The organism is Streptomyces griseorubiginosus, assembly GCF_001514195.1.
Classification (GTDB): domain Bacteria; phylum Actinomycetota; class Actinomycetes; order Streptomycetales; family Streptomycetaceae; genus Streptomyces; species Streptomyces griseorubiginosus.
In genome coordinates, this window is the sequence record NZ_KQ948735.1 from 992,514 (window position 1) to 1,008,992 (window position 16,479).

The following is a 16,479-nucleotide window of genomic DNA, read 5'->3' on the forward strand; positions in this document are numbered from 1 at the left end:
CAGAGGCCGCGGCCGCGGTCGAGCACGGCCCGTACACCGCCGAAACCGGGGGAGACTCCCGCATGCCCGACACCGCCCGCACCCGGCTCGCCGACGCCCGTGTCTACCTGTGCACGGACGCCCGCAGGCGCCAGGGCGACCTTCCCGAGTTCCTGGACGCCGTCCTGGCCGGCGGCGTCGACATCGTGCAGCTGCGGGACAAGGGCATGGAGGCGGCCGAGGAGCTGGAGCACCTGACGGTCCTCGCCGAGGCCTGTGCCCGGCACGGCAGGATGCTCGCGGTCAACGACCGGGCCGACGTGGCCCACGCGGCCGCCGCCGACGTCCTCCATCTGGGGCAGGGCGACCTCCCCGTCCCCGCCGCCCGGGCGATCCTCGGCGACGACGTCCTGATAGGCCGCTCCACGCACGCCGAGGCGGAGGCCGCCGCGGCCGCGGTGCAGGACGGCGTGGACTACTTCTGCACCGGCCCGTGCTGGCCGACCCCCACCAAGCCCGGCCGGCACGCCCCCGGCCTGGACCTGGTCCGGTACACCGCGGCCCTGGGCACCGACCGTCCCTGGTTCGCCATCGGAGGCATCGACCTCGGCAACCTCGACGAGGTCCTGGAGGCCGGGGCCCGCCGGGTCGTGGTCGTCCGGGCGATCACCGAGGCGGACGACCCCGGCGCGGCAGCCGCGGAGTTCGCGAAGCGGGTCCGGCACGCGCTGTAACCGCTCCAGGTGTCCGAGGGGTGGACAACAAGTCGACAATCCGGGCAAATTTCCCGGATCAGGTTGGGTGGTCGCCGCCCCCTGACTAACCTTCCGGTATGGCCCTAGGAACCGCATCCACCAGGACTGACCGCGCACGCACCGTGCGCGACATGCTCGCCACGGGCAAGACGACGTACTCCTTCGAGTTCTCGGCGCCCAAGACTCCCAAGGGTGAGCGAAACCTGTGGAGCGCGCTCAGGAGGGTCGAGGCGGTCGCCCCGGACTTCGTCTCCGTGACCTACGGGGCCGGCGGGTCCACCCGTGCGGGCACCGTCAAGGAGACCGAGCAGATCGTCGCGGACACCACCCTGACCCCGGTCGCCCACCTCACCGCGGTCAACCACTCCATCGCCGAACTGCGCAACATCATCGGCCAGTACGCCGACGCCGGGATCCGCAACATGCTCGCCGTGCGCGGCGACCCGCCCGGCGACCCCATGGGCGACTGGCTGGCCCACCCGCAGGGTCTGACCTACGCGGCCGAACTCGTCCAACTCATCAAGGAGTCGGGCGACTTCTGCGTCGGCGTGGCCGCCTTCCCGGAGATGCACCCACGCTCCGCGGACTGGGACACCGACGTCTCCCACTTCGTCGACAAGTGCCGCGCGGGCGCCGACTACGCCATCACCCAGATGTTCTTCCAGCCGGAGTCCTATCTGCGGCTGCGTGACCGAGTCGACGCCGCCGGCTGCCCGACCCCCGTCATCCCGGAGATCATGCCCGTGACCAGCGTGCGCATGCTGGAGCGGCTCCCGCAGCTCAGTAACGCGATCATCCCCTCCGCCCTGAAAGAGCGGATCCTCACAGCACAGGACGATCCGACCGCTGTACGCTCAATCGGAATCGAGTTCGCCACGGAGTTCTGCGCGCGACTGCTGTCCGAGGGAGTGCCCGGACTGCACTTCATCACGCTCAACAACTCCACGGCATCGCTGGAAATCTACGAAAACCTGGGCCTGCACCACCGACCGCAGGCCTAGACCGGCCGCACGGACATACGACACACTGCGTAGCGGTCACTGGGAGAGGGGCGTACATGGGCTGGACGGTCCTCTACATCGCGTTCGGATTCGTCGCGTTGTGGCTGCTCGGCGAAGTGCTGTTGCAGTACAAGGCGCGGCTGCGCTGGCGGGTGCTCGCCTTCGTCGGCTTCCTGGGCGTGGTCGCCGGCGTGCTCATCTCGCAGGTGGTCGTCATCGGCCTCGGCGCGATCGCCTTCGCGGTCGGTCAGACCTACGTCACCCTGTCGTTCCGGCGCGGCTTCGAGCAGGGCTGGGCGGTCAACCCGCCGGCCGCGCTGGAAGGTCTGACCGGCGGCAAGAAGACCCGCCGGGAGCGCGGCCGCGAGGAGGCCGCGCCGCAGGCCCCGGAGCCGGAGGCCGCGGCCTACCGCGACGAGACCGGCTACGACCAGGGTCTCCCGGACACCGCCGGGTACGGTCACGACGACGACTACGACCGCGACGACGTCTTCACCCCCGCGCGCACCGCCACGGCCGCCGAGACCACCTCGGTCTACGAGCCCCAGCCCATGCCCGACGACACCGGCTCCTACGGCGTGTACAGCGACGCCGGTTACGGCGGCGACCAGTCCTACGCCACGGCGGGCCAGCCCCAGGACCAGTACGCGACGGCCGCCGCCGACCAGACGTACGGCTACGACGGCTACACCGGCTACGACCAGCAGCAGTACGGCTACGACACGGGCGGGCAGCAGTACGCCGCCTACTCCGACCCGTACATCGGCACCCAGACCTACGGGACGGGGTCGTACGACACCTCCTACGGCGGTCAGCAGCAGTTCGCCCAGCAGGGCTACGACCAGTACGGCGGGACCTACGGCGGCGAGACGCCGGCCGGCGGGGTGTGGGTGCCGCAGCAGCGCACCGACGAGTACGGCGCCGAACTCCCGCAGGAGCAGCAGTACTACCAGGACAACAGCGGTCAGGGGCACCAGGGCCAGGGGTACGACGAGCAGTACCGCTTCTGACCCCGGCGGGCGCCCTCACTGCGAGCCGCGGAACTCCGGTCCCTCCACGACGAGTCCGGCGACCAGGGCCCCCGACATGCCGGCGTGCGCGAGCCCACCACCCGGGTGAGACCAGCCGCCGACGGTGAACAGGCCTGGGAGGGCTGTGGTGTTGGAGGGATGCAGCATGCTGCTGCCGCCGGCCAGTGAGGGCGGCGGTACCGCACCGCCTTCGGCTCCCGTCTCTCGCTCGGTGTGCAGGGGCGTCCGTACCTCGCGCCACAGGATCCGCTCCCGGAGGTGCGGCAGCGCGCGCTCGGCGGCGGTGACCATCCTGTCCGCGAAGGCGTCGGCGGCCCCCGGAGCGGTCCAGTCGAAGCTCCCTTGGGACGCCACGGTCGCCGTCAGCACCACGGACTCGTGGTCCGCGTCGGGACGCAGGGCCGGGTCGTCCGGGCGGTCGATCCACACGGTGGGCTCGGGCGAGGGCACTTCCCCGTGCGCGAAGTCGCACAGCTCGCCCTCCGGGTCGGTGCCGTGCACCACCGTGCGGTGCGCGGCGTCCTGCTGCCGCGCTCCGCGCAACGCGAGACAGACCACGACCCGGCCGAGACGCAGGTTCTCGGCGTACGGGGGGACGTCCTCGGTGCCGTAGAGCTCACGTCCCGGCAGGAGCCCGCGCAGTCGCCAGGGCCCGCCGCCGACGACGGTGTCCGCCTCCACGAGCGTCCCGTCGGCCAGCTCCAGACCGCTCGCGCGACCGTCCTTCTCCAGGACACCCGTCACCTCGGCGCCGAAGTGGAACTCCACCTTGCGCTTGACGCACCGCTCGTGGACGGCCCGCGCCAACTCCCGCATGCCGCCCCGGACATACCAGGTCCCGAAGGCGTGCTCCATGTACGGCAGGATCGCGGCGCTGGCCGGAGCGCTGCCCGGGTCGAGGCCGTACGCGAGCGCGTAGCCCTCCAGCAGGGACAGGAGCCGGGGGTCACGCAGCTCCCAGGCGCCGATCTCGGACAGGGTGCGGGCCCGCCGGGTGCGCAGGAACTTCTTGTGGGGGACCGACGGATACGGCTCACGCTGGGCCAGCACCGACCAGTTGGGCCACAGCGGCTCCTCCAGGAGCGGTCTGCGGGTGCGGTCCCAGGCCTCGCGGGCCCGGACCAGGAAGTCGCCCCAGCGTGCGCCGGCCCCCTCACCGAGGGCCTCGTCCAGCGCGGCGACCACTCCCGCGCGGGACGCGTTCGGCAGGGACACCTCGGTGCCGTCCGCGAAGACGTGCCGTGACGAGGGGTCGACCTGGACCAGGTCGACGACCGACTCCAGCGGCTCCTTGCCGGTCTTGACGAACAGATCGCGGTAGACCGCGGGGAGCGTGAGCATCCCCGGTCCTGTGTCGAAGGCGAAGCCGTCCCGCTCGAAGCGGCGCACCGCTCCGCCGTACGTCTCCGTACGCTCGTACACCGCCACCCGATGACCCGCGACGGCCAGCCGGGCAGCGGCCGCCATCGCGCCCATCCCGGCGCCGATCACCGCAATCCTTGCCATGCCTGCGACTTTATCGGCCGCCACTGACAGTCCGGGCCGACAGGGGTGCTCGCCCGGCGGCCCTCAGGCAGGTGGCCGTGCCGCCAGCCGTCGCTCCTCCCGGCGTTGCGCCCGGCGTCTGCGGAATCTCCGGATGCGGGAGATCAGGAAGTACAGCACCACCAGGCCCGCCACCAGCAGGACGCCCGCGATGGTCGCCGCCGCCTCCGGGTGGAAGATCGCGAACGAGACGATGCCGGCCACGCCGAGATCCTCGGCCAGGCTCAGCACGATGTTGCTGAACGGCTCCGGAGAGGCGTTCACGGCCATGCGCGTGCCCGCCTTGACCGTGTGGCTGGCCAGTGCCGTCGAGCCGCCCACCAGACCCGCGACCACGTCGTTGAGCGAACCGCTCTGGCCGGCCAGCAGCGCGCCGACCCAGGCGCCCGCGACCGGGCGGACCACGGTGTGCACGGAGTCCCACGCCGAGTCGACGTACGGGATCTTGTCGGCCACCGCCTCGCACAGGAACAGCAGGCCCGCCACGACGAGGACCTCGGGGCGCTGAAGGGTCTCGGGGACGTCGTCGCTCAGCCCGGTCGCGCCGAAGACGCCGAGCAGCAGCACCACCGCGTACGCGTTGACACCGCTGGCCCAGCCGCTGGTGAACACCAAGGGGAGTACGGACACGGACGCGATGGTAACCAGTCGGCCACAGGCCGTCCTGGGGGTGAGCACGCAGGACTGAGTATCCGTACCTAGGACCTGAGATGAGTACGCGCGCGGATGGGCCTCGACCTGCGTGAACGGGAGAGTGGAGGCACGGCGAAGGGGAACGGCTCCGGCACCGGCGACACGGGGCGCCGGAACGGAGCCGCCCCGGACCCGCTCCTTCCGTCGACCGCGGTCGGCGGGAGCGAGGCACGGGGGAACCCGGAAAGCGGGGGAACGACCGAACGGGGGCCCAACGGGGGGAACCGGGGGGACGTGGGGGAACGGGGGAATCGGGGGAAGAAGGCGCCGGTTCGGGGTGGCCCGCGGGGGACGCGGCCACAACGGACCGGCGCTTTCGCCTGTCAGCCGGACAGCGGCCGGATATCGGTCGAGTACCGGCCAGGTGCCGGGCGGGTGTCAGCCCCTGCGCCCGCTCACCCGCCCCTGCAACAGCCGCGACAGCGCCGCGTGCACGTCGTCCAGGGAGCGTTCGGGCTGGAAGGACTGCCAGTCGAGGGCGGCCACCAGGACCATGCCGACCAGGGCGGCGGCGGTCAGCGGGACATCGATCTCCTCGCTGAACTCGCCGTTCTCCACGCCTTCTCGCAGCACGCCCTCCACGACCGCCACGGCCTCCTGACGGACCACCATGAGCGTGGACTGCCATGCCCGGTTGGTGCGCCACAGCTCGGCCACGTACAGCTGGGTGAAGGCCGGGTAGCGCTCGATGAAGACGAGACCCGCGCGGATCATCGCGTCCAGCGCGTCCACCTTGCCGCCGCCCGCGCGGGCCGTCGACTCCGCCGCCTCCCGCAGGGAGGTGGTGAGCAGGCCCACGCCGTGCCGCAGCAGCTCCTCGAAGAGGACGGACTTGCTCGCGAAGTTGTAGTAGACCGTGCCCTTCGCGACCCCGGCCCGCTCGGCGATCTCGTCGACCGTGGTGGCGGAGAAGCCCTGCTCGGCGATGAGCGTGACGGCCGCCTCGTAGAGCTTCTGCCGGGTGGCTTCGCGGCGCGTGCTGACGCCCGCCGTGGCGCTGCTGCTTTCCATGCCTCTGATTCTCACAGGCGACAGGGCCCCTGAGGTGCCGGAACGGCTCACAGCGTCAGCTCCGGGTGCAGCCGGTCCAAGGTCCACACCTGCCGGCGACGCGCGGACACGGCGGTCAGCGCCAGCGCGCCCGCGGTGAAGGCGAGGAGCACCACGCACGCGTGCCACACCGGAGTGAGACCGCCGCCCGTGATGAGCCTGCGCAGGGCCTCGACGACGTAGCTCATCGGCAGGAACGGGTGGAGGGCGTTGAAGAACCCGGGGCTGGTCTGGACGGGGTAGGTGCCGCCCGCGGACGTCAGCTGGAGCATCAGCAGGGCCAGGACCAGGATCCGGCCGGCCGCTCCGAAGCGGGCGTTCAGCCACTGGACGATCGCCGCGAAGCACGCCGTCACCAGGAACAGGAAGCCCACGGTCCCGGCCGCGCGGGCCATCTGGAGGCCCACGGCCCAGTGCAGCACCGACATCAGGGCCAGCGTCTGGAGCACCCCGATCGCCACCACCGGCAGCCAGCCCGCGAGCGCGATCCGCCAGGCCGCGGCACCGGCGGCGAGCGCCCTGCGGTTCATCGGCGTGATCAGCATGTAGGCCACCATCGCGCCCACCCACAGGGACAGCGGGATGAAGTACGGGGCGAACCCCGTGCCGTAGTTCGGCGCCTTGTGCAGGTCCCTGGAGACCAGCTGGACCGGGTCGGCCATCACGTCGGTGCGCTGGTCGCGGTCCTTCTTGTCGTAGTCGGGGATCCGCGAGGCGCCGTCGTGGAGGCCGCCCGCGAGCTTCCCGGAGCCGTCGGCGAGCTTGTACATGCCGCCGCTCAGGGTGTCGGCGCCGCTGCTGAGCCTGCCGATCCCGTCGTCCAGGGTCTGGGCGCCGGTCGTGGCGCTGCCCAGGCCCGAATGCAGCGTCCTCGCGCCTGCGGCGACCTTCTGCGCGCCCGCGTTCAGCTTGTCGATCTTGGCGACGGCGTCGTCGAGGTCCTCGGAGAGCCGGGGCGACCGGTCGGCGAGCGCCTTCGCCTGCTTCTGGAGGGTGGCGAGCTGTCCGTCGAGCTTCTTCAGGTCGCCGTTCTGGTCGGCGACCAGGACGTTGACGTCGTCGGCGACCCTCGCCGCGTCGGAGGCGGCCTGCTGGGCCTTCTTCAGGTCCGCGCAGGCCGGGTCCGGCAGGACCGCGTCCGTGCAGCGGGCCTTGTAGACGGCGTTCAGGGTGTCGGCGGCCTTGTGCGCCCCCTGGGCGGCCGCCGGGGCGGTCCTCACCAGGGTGCCGAGGTTGTGGCGAACGGCTCCGGCCGAGTCGGCGACGAGCCGCGCGGTGTCGCCGATGCTCTTCTCGTTGTCCGCGACGAAGGGCCCCACCTTGTCGGCGATGCCGTTGACCCGGTCGGCGAGCGTCCGGGTGCCGTCCGCGACCTGCCGGGCGCCGTCCGCGAGGTCGCCGGAGCCCGAGTCGAGCCGTGCCAGCCCGTCGGAGAGCCTGCCGCTGCCCGCCTGGGCGTCCTTCAGGCCCGCGGCGAGGTCCTGGGACCCCTTCTCCGCCTTGCCGATGCCGCCCTCCAGGTCGTCCGCGCCGTTCGCGGCCTTCACGGTGGCGCCGTGGATGTCGGAGAAGGAGATGAAGATCCGGTCCAGGAAGGACCGCGAGGCCTTGGTGGACGCGGCCTGGCGCACCTCGGCGAAGACCGTGCGCGAGATCTGCCCGACGATGTAGTTGTTGGCGTCGTTCGTACGGACCTGGAGCGCGCCGGTCTCGGGCGAGTCGCCCGCGCTGGAGGCGATCCGCCGGCTGAAGTCGGCCGGCATTGTCAGCGACAGGTAGTAGGTGCCGTCCTCGACGCCCTTGCGGGCCTCCTCGGCGCTCACCTGGTGCCAGTCGAAGGTGTCGCTCTTGTGCAGCCCCTTGGTGATGTCCGCGCCCGCCGTGAGCCGGTGGCCGTCGGCGGTGGCCCCCTTGTCGTCGTTCACGAGGGCCACCGGGATGCGGTCCAGGCGGCCGTAGGGGTCCCAGAAGGACCACAGGTACAGGGCGCCGTACAGGAGCGGCAGCACCAGCAGGGCCACCAGTGCGGCGCGCGGCAGTTTCCCCCTGCCGAAGCGGCGCAGCTCAAGCGCGGCCAGTCTCGGTGAGCGCATCGCCCGTCTCCTTCCGGTTCTGCTCGTCGTCGGTGGCGTCGGTGGCGTCGGTGGCGTCGGTGGCGTCGGTGGCGTCGGTGGCCTCGGCAGCTTCGGTGGCTTCGGCAGCTTCGGGGCGCGTGGACACCGTCACGGCGTCCTCCGGGGCCTCGCTGCACACCGCCAGGACCGTCGTCCCGGTCGCGGTGAGCGACCTGAGCAGGGCCCAGGCCTCGGCGCGCTCGGCGTCGGACAGCTTCAGGTCCAGGTCGTCGACGGCGAGCAGTCGCGGACGGCCGATCAGCGCGAGGGCGATCGAAAGCCGCAGTGCCTCCAGCCGTTCCAGATCGCGTACGGCGGTCCGCGCGCCCTTGGGCAGTGCCTCCCTGTCGAGCCCGGCGGCCGCGAGGGCGGTGTCGATCCGCAGCCCCGACTCGGCCGCACGCTCGGCGCGCGGCCGTACCAGCGCCCGCACCGAGTCGCCGAACCGGCGCTGGAGCAGCGCCCGTTCGCGCAGGTGCTCCCCGACGGTGAGGGCCGGGTCGAGGTCGGTGACCCCGGCGACATTGGCCGGCGCGCTGAACCGGCGCACCGCCGCGAGCTGCTTCGGCAGCCGGGCCCCGCCCACGATGGCGGATCCCTCGGTGGCCTTCATCCGCCCGGTGAGCGCGAGCAGCAGGCTCGTCCGCCCGGACCCCGAGGGCCCCTCCACGGCGATCAGCGCACCGGGCTCCGCGGCGAGATCGATCCCGCGGAACGCCCAGCCGCGAGGGCCCTTCAACCCGAACCCCTGGGCCGTGACGTCGACTCCGTCCACGGCCACCCCCTGATTCCTCGAAGTGACAACTTTTTGAACTGACTGGTCAGTGCAAAAATAGACCCGAACCTACGTCCGAAGCAAAACAGCAGGTCAGAACGGATTGTCAGTGCCATACCTCACGATGGGCACATACGGCACTCCGTAGCGGGAGCTGCCGTCAACCAGACGACAGGAGGTTCGTCATGGCCAGCTACCACGCAGCCGCCGCCCGTCGGCGCCGCGCCACCGGCCCTGCCCCCTCACTGACCGGCCCGGCGAGCGACGTGCACCCCGTGCTGCGCCGGGCGACGGCCCCGCCCGCCGCCCTCGACCTGCTCGCCCAGGCCCGCGCCGGCCTGGACGAGGCCTCGGCGCTGGAGACGTCGAACGAGCGCTACGCCACGGCACACCTCGCCGCCCTGCGCACCGCGGCCGCCGTACTCGCCGCGCGGGGGCGTCCGGAGCCCACGCCCCGACGCCGTGCCAAGATCCGCAGCGCCTGGGAAGTGCTCCCGGAGATCGCCCCCGAGCTCGCCGAGTGGAGCGCGCTCTTCGCCTCCGGCGCCCGGCGCCGTGCCCGGGCGGAGGCAGGCATCCAGGGCGCGGCCAGCCGCCGGGACGCCGACGACCTCATACGTGACGTGGCGATGTTCCTGCGCCTCGTCGAGCGGATGCTGGTCCTCCAGCCGGTCCTGCCGCAGCCGCGCCAGGACCCGGAGGGGGCCGAGGAGGGGGCCCGCGGCACCGACCGTGACCGCGAACGCGACTTCCCGGACGCGGGATGAGCCGGCGGATGAGACGGCGATGAGACGGTGCGCGAGACGCCGATGAGTCGCCGGGCGAAATGCCGATGAGACGGCGGACGAGTGCCGATGAGTCGCCGGGCGAGACGCCGGGTGGCGGGCGGGCCGCGCCCCGGGTCGCAGGGGCCCGGCCGGGTCCGCCGTACGAGACGGGCGGCCGGGCGGGCCACCGGAGTGCCCAGGTGGGGCGGCGGAGGCAATAGGGTGGAGGGCGCCTGAAGCCTTCCCCTGCGCGCCGAGGAGCCAACTGCCGTGCCGGACCCGCTGCGACCCCGCGCCTCCCTCCGTACCGCCGTGGTCTGGGACGTCCTCCAGGACGCCCTCGACCGCCGGGTCAAGGCCACGGGACGCCCGGCGCTGGACGTCCTCGACACCGGAGGCGGCAGCGGCAACTTCGCGGTGCCCGTCGCCCGTCTCGGGCACCAGGTCACCGTCGTCGACCCCAGCCCCAACGCGCTGTTCGCGCTGGAGCGCCGCGCGGCGGAGGCCGGAGTCGCCGACCGGGTCCGCGGCGTCCAGGGCGACGCCCACGGCCTCTTCGACGTGGCCGAGCGCGGCGCCTACGACGTCGTGCTGTGCCACGGCGTCCTGGAGTACGTGGACGACCCGGCCGAGGGCGTGCGCAACGTGGTGGCCGCCCTGCGCCCCGAGGGCGTCCTCAGTCTGCTCGCCGCGGGACTCGGCGGTGCCGTGCTCGCGCGGGCCCTGGCCGGCCACTTCAAGGAGGCCCGGCAGGCCCTCGGCGACCCGGACGGCCGCTGGGGCGACGGCGACCCGGTGCCGCGCCGCTTCACCGCCGAACAGCTCACCGCGCTCGTGGAGGGCGCGGGCCTGAGCGTGGGCGCCGTGCACGGCGTGCGGGTCTTCGCGGACCTCGTCCCCGGCGTCCTCGTGGACACCGAGCCCGGCGCCGTGGAGGCCCTCCTGAAGCTGGAGGAGGCGGCGGCCGAGCTCCCCGCCTTCCACTCGGTGGCCACCCAGCTCCATGTGCTCGGCGAGACGCGGGAGACGGCCGGGGCCTGAGTCGCCTCCTGTGCCGTAGTGCTGATCAGGTACTTGATGGCGCATGGAGTACGCCACAGGCCCCCCGATCGGGCGCTCAGCGCCGTATGATCGAGGGAGACCGCCCGGCATGACGGGACGGCCGCTGGGGAATGACAGATTCAGCAGCCGGAGTGTTCATGGCGGATTCCGGTTGGCCAATTGGCGCAGAGGGGCGGGTTTCACGGGGGCGATTCCCTGCCTATCCTGAAGGGACCCCCCGAGTCGCCCCGGCGACTGCACGATGAGGAGGACTCCGTGCCGCTCTCGGAGCACGAGCAGCGCATGCTCGAGCAGATGGAGCGAGCGCTGTACGCCGAAGATCCCAAGTTCGCGTCGGCGCTCGAGGGAAGCGGGCTGCGTACGTACACCCGGCGGCGGGTCTACCAGGCGGTTGCCGGCTTCCTCGTGGGTATCGCGCTCCTCATGGCCGGTATGGTCGCCAAGCAGGTCTGGCTCAGCGTGGTGGGCTTCCTCGTGATGCTCGGCTGCGCGGTTCTCGCCGTGACCGGCTGGCGCAAGGCCCCCAAGCCCGGTGAACAGCCGGCCGGCGCTCCGCATGCCCGTCGGCAGGCGCGTCAGAAGCGCTCGATGATGGACCGGATCGAGCAGCGCTGGCAGAAGCGCCGTGACGAGCAGGGCGGCCAGTAGCCGCTCGCGACCAGCTCCCACAGATGTGTGAGGGGGTGAGCACCCGACAGGGTGCTCACCCCCTCTGCTCACCCCCTCGCGCAGGCCCTGGCGGGCCTGCGCGAGGGGGCTTTTTCAGCCTTGCTGACCCGACGGCCTGCGCAGGGTCGGCCGGGCCGCCGCCACCCTGGCGCGGACCCCGGCCCACCACTCCGACGCCGCCCACACCACCCGAGCGGTCGAACGCGGCGCGATCAGCGCGCGCACCCGGGTGCCCCGGCCGACGGAACCGCGCAGACCGCCGATCACCTGGTGGACGTCCTGGGCGAGACCGGCCGTGAGCCGTGGCCGAGGGGCGTAGAGGACCTGCTCCACCGCGTCCGCCACCCGGTGCACCGAGGCCGCGGCCGAGGTCTCCAGATGCCCGAGCCGTACGATCCGCGCCGCGGCCTTGCGCGGTGTCTGCGAGTCGTCCGGCGGGATCCCGAAGTCCCACGCCGTGTCGGTCAGCTCCTGCCAGACCGCCAGGGTGTGCACGGCCGCGTCCGCCTCGCTGCGGCCGTGACCGCCCAGCCGGGCGGCACGGGTGCGCAGCCGCCACAGCATCGGCGACAGCGGGACCAGGAGCACGGCCAGCCCGAACAGGACCCAGAACAGCAGCTTCAGGTACCACCACGAGCCCTGTACGGCCCACCAGGGGCCGCCACCGCCGCCGCCCGCCACCGCCGCCGGGGACGCGCTGTCGCACGCTTCCAGCTTCCGCAGCTGCGGCGAGCAGCTCTCGCTCGCCGAGGCCGAGGCCGAGGGCGCCGTGGACGAGCCCGCGCTCGGCCGCGGAATGTCGGGGTTCGCGTTGCCGGTGGCGTCCGGGACCGTGTACGACGGCACCGTGCCCCGGGTCGGGGTGGGCTCGAAGCGGGTCCAGCCGACACCCTCGAAGTACAGCTCGGGCCAGGCGTGGGCGTCCTTGAGCCCCACCGACACCGAGCCGTCCGCCTGCGGGGTGCCGGGCGCGAAGCCCACCGCCACCCGGGCCGGGATGCCCAGGGAGCGGGCCATCGCCGCCATGGCGAACGAGAAGTGGACGCAGAAGCCGCGCTTGTCGCGCAGGAAGTTGGCGATCGCGTTGGGCCCGTCACCGACCTCCACCTGGGTGTCGTACTCGAACCCGCCGGTCACCGCGAAGTAGTCCTGAAGGTCGACCGCCTGCTCGTAGGGGTTCTTCGCGTCCGCGGTGACCTCGCGCGCGGTCCTGCCCACCACCGCCGGCAGCGAGTCGGGCAGCTCGGTGTACTCGCGCTCGATCGCCGGGGGAGCGGCCGGCGCCGAGGCCAGCTGCGCCGCGGTGGGCTGCACGTCCAGGCTCGTCACCTGGTAGGTCAGCCCGCGCGTGTTCTGCCCGTGGTCGCCGACGAGCGCCATGCCCTGGGGCTCGTAACGCCAGTTGCCGCTGATCTTCACCCCGCTCGGCGGGTACGGCATCGGCAGGTAGTCCTGGGCGTACCAGTTCGCCGCCGAGACGGTCGTCTCCACCTTGGTGCGGTTGACGTCGGCGCCGAGGCCGATCGGGGTGGGGAACTCCTTCGGGACGGCCGTGATGGAGCGCTTGGACGGCTTCCAGGTGCGGCCGTCGAAGTCGTCCAGGGAGACGATCCGCAGGTACAAGTTGGAGATGTCGGTGCTGCTGCCGGTCTGGAGGGACAGGACCTGGCGGTCCTCGTCGACGTTCAGGCTGTCGCGCAGGGACAGCAGCGGGTTCACCGCGGAGATGGTGCCGCCGTTTCCGTTGCCCGCGCCCACGCCCGCCCCGGTGGCGTCCAGCAGTCCGCCGCTCATCGAGGGCAGCCCGAGGGGCACCACGAGGGCGATGCCCAGGGCGAGCGCGCCGATGCGCCGCCCGGTGCGCACCGGGGCCACGGGGCCGGTGTCGATGCCGGGGGTGCGCGCGGCACCGCCGAAGACGCGGCCCCACTGCGAGAGCCGGTCGCGGCCCTCGGCCAGGAGCAGCAGCAGGTAGCCGCCCGCGGCGACCAGGAACCAGAGCCAGTCGCCCCCGCTGTCGGACAGCCCCGCCGCCACGGAGTACAGCGCGAGCAGCGGCAGGCCCGCCGGGGCCGCGCTGCGGAAGGTCACCGCGAGGGTGTCCACCGCGAGCCCGATGATCAGGACCCCGCCGAACACCATCAGCTTGATGCCCTCGGACTCCAGTGGCGCCGGGATCGCGTACCGCGCGATGTCGTCGCCGCCCTGCTGGAGCAGGTCACCGAAGTGCAGGAAGGCGCCCGGACCGGGGATCAGCCCGAAGAGGGCCTGGCCGCGGGCGAAGATCAGGGTCAGCATCATCAGCGTGACGGCTGTCTGGGCGGCCAGCGTCAGCGGCCGGGCCAGCGGGACGCGCCGGGTCATCGCGCCCACCACCGTCTGGACGCCGAGCAGGAAGGCCACCTGGACGATCCAGGTGACCGGCTCCACCAGGGGGAGCAGGGCGCACGCGGCCATCAGCGTGGCCGCCCACGCGCACAGCGCCAGTCGTGCCCGCCCGCTCATCACGATGCCTCCCCGGCGCCGGCCGTGCCGACGCCCGTGCGCTCACGGTCCGCGAGGCGCCACAGCTCCTCCAGCGAGGTGCCCCTGGGCACGCCCAGGGCCGTCCAGCCCGCCTCGCGCAGCATCCGCAGCCGGCCCTCGTGCTCCGTCGCCGGTCCGGGCACGTCGGTCGGTTCCCGGACCCAGTTCTCGCTGTCCAGCACGAAGGCGAGGGCGCCCCCGCTGCGCTGGCGCATCTTGGCGGCCACCGCGGCCTGCTCCTCGTCGAGGTCGCCGAAGAAGGCCACCAGCAGCCCTTCGTTGCCGCTGCGCAGCACGTCGTACGCGAGCGACAGGCCGGTGCCGTCGGAGTGGTCGATCACCGCGAGGGTGTCCATCATCAGCCCGGCCGCGTCCGCGGTCCCCTGGCTTGCGCCCGCGAAGCCGTCGGCGCCCTCACCGGGCACGGAGTTGCCGGTGTCCGTCAGCAGCCGTACCGAGAAGCCCCGTTCGAGCATGTGCACCAGCACCGAGGCGGCGCCCGAGACGGCCCACTCGAAGGCCGAGTCCGGGCCCGCGCCCGCGTAGGCGAGGCCCCGGGTGTCCAGCAGCACCGTGCAGCGGGCGCGCTGCGGCTGTTCCTCGCGGCGGACCATCAGCTCGCCGTAGCGGGCGGTGGAGCGCCAGTGGACCCGGCGCAGGTCGTCGCCGTAGCGGTAGCCGCGCGGGATCACGTCGTCCTCGCCGGCCAGGGCGAGCGAGCGCTGCCGTCCGTCGCCGTACCCCTTGGCCTCGCCGCTCAGGCGGACCGGCGGCAGCGCCTCCACGCGCGGGATCACGGTCAGGGTGTCGTACGCCGAGAAGGAGCGGGTCAGTTCGCACATCCCGAACGGGTCGGTCAGGCGCAGCTGGAGGGGGCCCAGCGGGTAGCGGCCGCGCAGGTCGGAGCGGACCCGGTAGGAGACCTCGCGGCGACCGCCCGGCTCGACGCGGTCGAGCACGAAGCGGGGGCGCGGGCCGAGGACGTAGGGCACCCGGTCCTGGAGCATCAGCAGGCCGGTGGGCAGCCGCGAGACGTTGTCCATGCGCAGATGGACGCGGGCCTCGCTGCCGGCCGGCACGCGCGCGGGGGAGAGCCTGCGGCTGCCCGCCACCCGGTAACGGGTGCGGTACAGCACGGTGGCGCACACCAGCGGCAGCACGGCGAGCAGCAGGCCGACCCGCAGCAGGTCGCTCTGGCCCAGGACGTACGCGCATATCGCCGCGGCGATGCCGGCGGCGAAGAAGGAGCGGCCGCGGGTGGTGAGGCCGGCCAGCGCGGTGCGCACCCCGCCCTTGTCGCCCCGGTCGGCCTCCGGGCCGCCGGCCGAGGGCACCCCGGTGGACATCACAGGCTCCGCGGCGGCTGCTGCGGATACGCGGGCGCGACCCGGCCGATCCCCGTCCCGCCCTGCTGGGGCGCGGCGGGGACCGCGGTGCGCTGGAGGATCTCCTGCACGACCTGCTCGGCGGTGCGCCGGTTCAGCTGGGCCTGGGCGGTGGGCAGCAGCCGGTGGGCGAGCACGGCCACGGCGAGCGCCTGGACGTCGTCCGGCAGCGCGTACTCGCGGCCGCTGAGGGCGGCGGCGGCCTTGGCGGCGCGCAGCAGGTGCAGCGTCGCGCGTGGGGAGGCGCCGAGTCTGAGGTCGGGGTGGGTGCGGGTGGCGGCGACCAGCTCCACGGCGTACCGCCGGACCGTTTCGGCGACATGGACGCCGCGGACGGCCTCGATCAGCTTCACGATGTCGTGCGCGTGGGCCACCGGCTGGAGGTCCTCCAGCGGGCTCACCCCGCCGTGGACGTCGAGCATCTGCAACTCGGCCTCGACGCTCGGGTAGCCGACCGAGACACGGGCCATGAAGCGGTCGCGCTGGGCCTCGGGCAGCGGGTAGGTGCCCTCCATCTCGACCGGGTTCTGGGTGGCGACCACCATGAAGGGGCTGGGCAGCTCGTAGGTGTGCCCGTCGATGGTGACCTGGCGCTCCTCCATCGACTCCAGGAGCGCCGACTGGGTCTTCGGCGAGGCGCGGTTGATCTCGTCGCCGATCACGATCTGCGCGAAGATCGCGCCCGGCTTGAACTCGAAGTCACGCCGCTGCTGGTCCCAGATGGACACGCCCGTGATGTCCGAGGGCAGCAGGTCGGGCGTGAACTGGATGCGGCGCACCGAGCAGTCGATGGACCGCGCCAGGGCCTTGGCCAGCATGGTCTTGCCGACGCCGGGGACATCCTCGATCAGAAGATGTCCCTCGGCGAGCAGCACGGTCAGAGAGAGCCGTACGACCTCGGGCTTCCCCTCGATCACGCCCTCCACCGAACTGCGTACCCGCTCCACGACGGCGGTCAGATCAGTGAGGCTCGATCGATCGTCATAGGTGGTCACCCGGCCCTCCTCGGCCCGTACTTTCCGGGCCGACGCTCTGTGATGCGTAATCGGCCCACCCCGAATCACGGACACCACGCGTGAAACTCTCAGCGCGACGCCACACCCGCATTCTTGCTGCCGTTACCGATT

At 72.7% G+C, this 16,479-nt stretch carries 14 protein-coding genes; 6 read left to right on the top strand and 8 right to left on the bottom strand.

All coding sequences use genetic code 11. The features are described from left to right. The first annotated feature begins 62 nt into the window (after positions 1–62). From thiE to AQJ54_RS10835, 3 genes are all read left to right on the top strand, one after another. A complete protein-coding gene (gene thiE, locus AQJ54_RS10825; protein ID WP_062024766.1) occupies positions 63–713 on the top strand; it encodes a thiamine phosphate synthase in 651 nt (216 codons plus the stop codon). 98 nt (positions 714–811) lie between these two features. Next, the gene (gene metF, locus AQJ54_RS10830) at positions 812–1,735 is read left to right on the top strand and encodes a methylenetetrahydrofolate reductase [NAD(P)H] (RefSeq protein WP_051735453.1); all 924 of its coding nucleotides are present in this window, start codon (positions 812–814) and stop codon (positions 1,733–1,735) included. A 56-nt stretch (positions 1,736–1,791) separates the two neighbouring features. Further along, complete coding sequence (locus tag AQJ54_RS10835; RefSeq protein ID WP_062236345.1) at positions 1,792–2,745, top strand: SCO2102 family sporulation regulator; 954 nt, start codon at positions 1,792–1,794, stop codon at positions 2,743–2,745. Between the two features lie 15 nt (positions 2,746–2,760). On the opposite strand, the gene AQJ54_RS10840 is transcribed toward AQJ54_RS10835, so the two are convergent. The 5 genes from AQJ54_RS10840 to AQJ54_RS10860 form a co-directional block, all read right to left on the bottom strand. After that, entirely contained in the window at positions 2,761–4,272 is a 1,512-nt protein-coding gene (locus AQJ54_RS10840) for a phytoene desaturase family protein (RefSeq protein ID WP_079069809.1), read from the bottom strand. A gap of 63 nt (positions 4,273–4,335) precedes the next feature. Further along, the gene (locus AQJ54_RS10845; protein ID WP_062024760.1) at positions 4,336–4,941 is read right to left on the bottom strand and encodes a DUF4126 domain-containing protein; all 606 of its coding nucleotides are present in this window, start codon (positions 4,939–4,941) and stop codon (positions 4,336–4,338) included. Positions 4,942–5,382: 441 nt separating this feature from the next. Continuing rightward, on the bottom strand, positions 5,383–6,015 hold the full coding sequence (locus AQJ54_RS10850) for a TetR/AcrR family transcriptional regulator (protein WP_062024758.1): 633 nt from the start codon (positions 6,013–6,015) through the stop codon (positions 5,383–5,385). Between the two features lie 47 nt (positions 6,016–6,062). Beyond that, complete coding sequence (locus tag AQJ54_RS10855) at positions 6,063–8,147, bottom strand: YhgE/Pip domain-containing protein (RefSeq protein WP_062236352.1); 2,085 nt, start codon at positions 8,145–8,147, stop codon at positions 6,063–6,065. Continuing rightward, positions 8,119–8,943, bottom strand: coding sequence for an ATP-binding cassette domain-containing protein (locus AQJ54_RS10860; protein ID WP_062237113.1), 825 nt, complete (start codon positions 8,941–8,943; stop codon positions 8,119–8,121). The genes AQJ54_RS10855 and AQJ54_RS10860 overlap by 29 nt, the downstream gene beginning before the upstream one ends. Before the next feature lie 185 nt (positions 8,944–9,128). On the opposite strand from AQJ54_RS10860, the gene AQJ54_RS10865 reads away from it, so the two are divergent. The 3 genes from AQJ54_RS10865 (at position 9,129) to AQJ54_RS10875 (ending at position 11,420) form a co-directional block, all read left to right on the top strand. After that, a complete protein-coding gene (locus AQJ54_RS10865; protein WP_062236357.1) occupies positions 9,129–9,710 on the top strand; it encodes an SAV_6107 family HEPN domain-containing protein in 582 nt (193 codons plus the stop codon). Positions 9,711–9,980: 270 nt separating this feature from the next. Continuing rightward, positions 9,981–10,751: a methyltransferase gene (locus tag AQJ54_RS10870; protein ID WP_062024750.1), complete on the top strand. Its 771-nt coding sequence runs from the start codon at positions 9,981–9,983 to the stop codon at positions 10,749–10,751. 276 nt (positions 10,752–11,027) lie between these two features. Next, the gene (locus AQJ54_RS10875; protein ID WP_062024748.1) at positions 11,028–11,420 is read left to right on the top strand and encodes a DUF3040 domain-containing protein; all 393 of its coding nucleotides are present in this window, start codon (positions 11,028–11,030) and stop codon (positions 11,418–11,420) included. Positions 11,421–11,534: 114 nt separating this feature from the next. Here the strand turns inward: AQJ54_RS10875 and AQJ54_RS10880 are convergent, their stop codons facing one another. Genes AQJ54_RS10880 through AQJ54_RS10890 form a run of 3 tightly spaced genes read right to left on the bottom strand, consistent with a single transcriptional unit; the run spans position 11,535 to position 16,347 of the window. Next, positions 11,535–13,946, bottom strand: coding sequence for a transglutaminase TgpA family protein (locus AQJ54_RS10880; RefSeq protein WP_062236360.1), 2,412 nt, complete (start codon positions 13,944–13,946; stop codon positions 11,535–11,537). Continuing rightward, positions 13,946–15,313, bottom strand: coding sequence for a DUF58 domain-containing protein (locus AQJ54_RS10885; RefSeq protein ID WP_062236363.1), 1,368 nt, complete (start codon positions 15,311–15,313; stop codon positions 13,946–13,948). The genes AQJ54_RS10880 and AQJ54_RS10885 overlap by 1 nt, the downstream gene beginning before the upstream one ends. Next, the gene (locus AQJ54_RS10890; protein ID WP_030319006.1) at positions 15,313–16,347 is read right to left on the bottom strand and encodes an AAA family ATPase; all 1,035 of its coding nucleotides are present in this window, start codon (positions 16,345–16,347) and stop codon (positions 15,313–15,315) included. Before AQJ54_RS10890 ends, AQJ54_RS10885 begins: the two co-directional genes overlap by 1 nt. Positions 16,348–16,479 lie beyond the last annotated feature (132 nt).

Excerpts from the sequence above, each read along its gene's own strand:
- thiE (WP_062024766.1), top strand. The coding sequence starts at position 63 with ATGCCCGACACCGCCCGCACCCGGCTCGCCGACGCCCGTGTCTACCTG.
- metF (WP_051735453.1), top strand. The coding sequence starts at position 812 with ATGGCCCTAGGAACCGCATCCACCAGGACTGACCGCGCACGCACCGTG.
- AQJ54_RS10835 (WP_062236345.1), top strand. The coding sequence starts at position 1,792 with ATGGGCTGGACGGTCCTCTACATCGCGTTCGGATTCGTCGCGTTGTGG.
- AQJ54_RS10840 (WP_079069809.1), bottom strand. The coding sequence starts at position 4,272 with ATGGCAAGGATTGCGGTGATCGGCGCCGGGATGGGCGCGATGGCGGCC.
- AQJ54_RS10850 (WP_062024758.1), bottom strand. The coding sequence starts at position 6,015 with ATGGAAAGCAGCAGCGCCACGGCGGGCGTCAGCACGCGCCGCGAAGCC.
- AQJ54_RS10855 (WP_062236352.1), bottom strand. The coding sequence starts at position 8,147 with ATGCGCTCACCGAGACTGGCCGCGCTTGAGCTGCGCCGCTTCGGCAGG.
- AQJ54_RS10865 (WP_062236357.1), top strand. The coding sequence starts at position 9,129 with ATGGCCAGCTACCACGCAGCCGCCGCCCGTCGGCGCCGCGCCACCGGC.
- AQJ54_RS10880 (WP_062236360.1), bottom strand. The coding sequence starts at position 13,946 with ATGAGCGGGCGGGCACGACTGGCGCTGTGCGCGTGGGCGGCCACGCTG.
- AQJ54_RS10885 (WP_062236363.1), bottom strand. The coding sequence starts at position 15,313 with ATGTCCACCGGGGTGCCCTCGGCCGGCGGCCCGGAGGCCGACCGGGGC.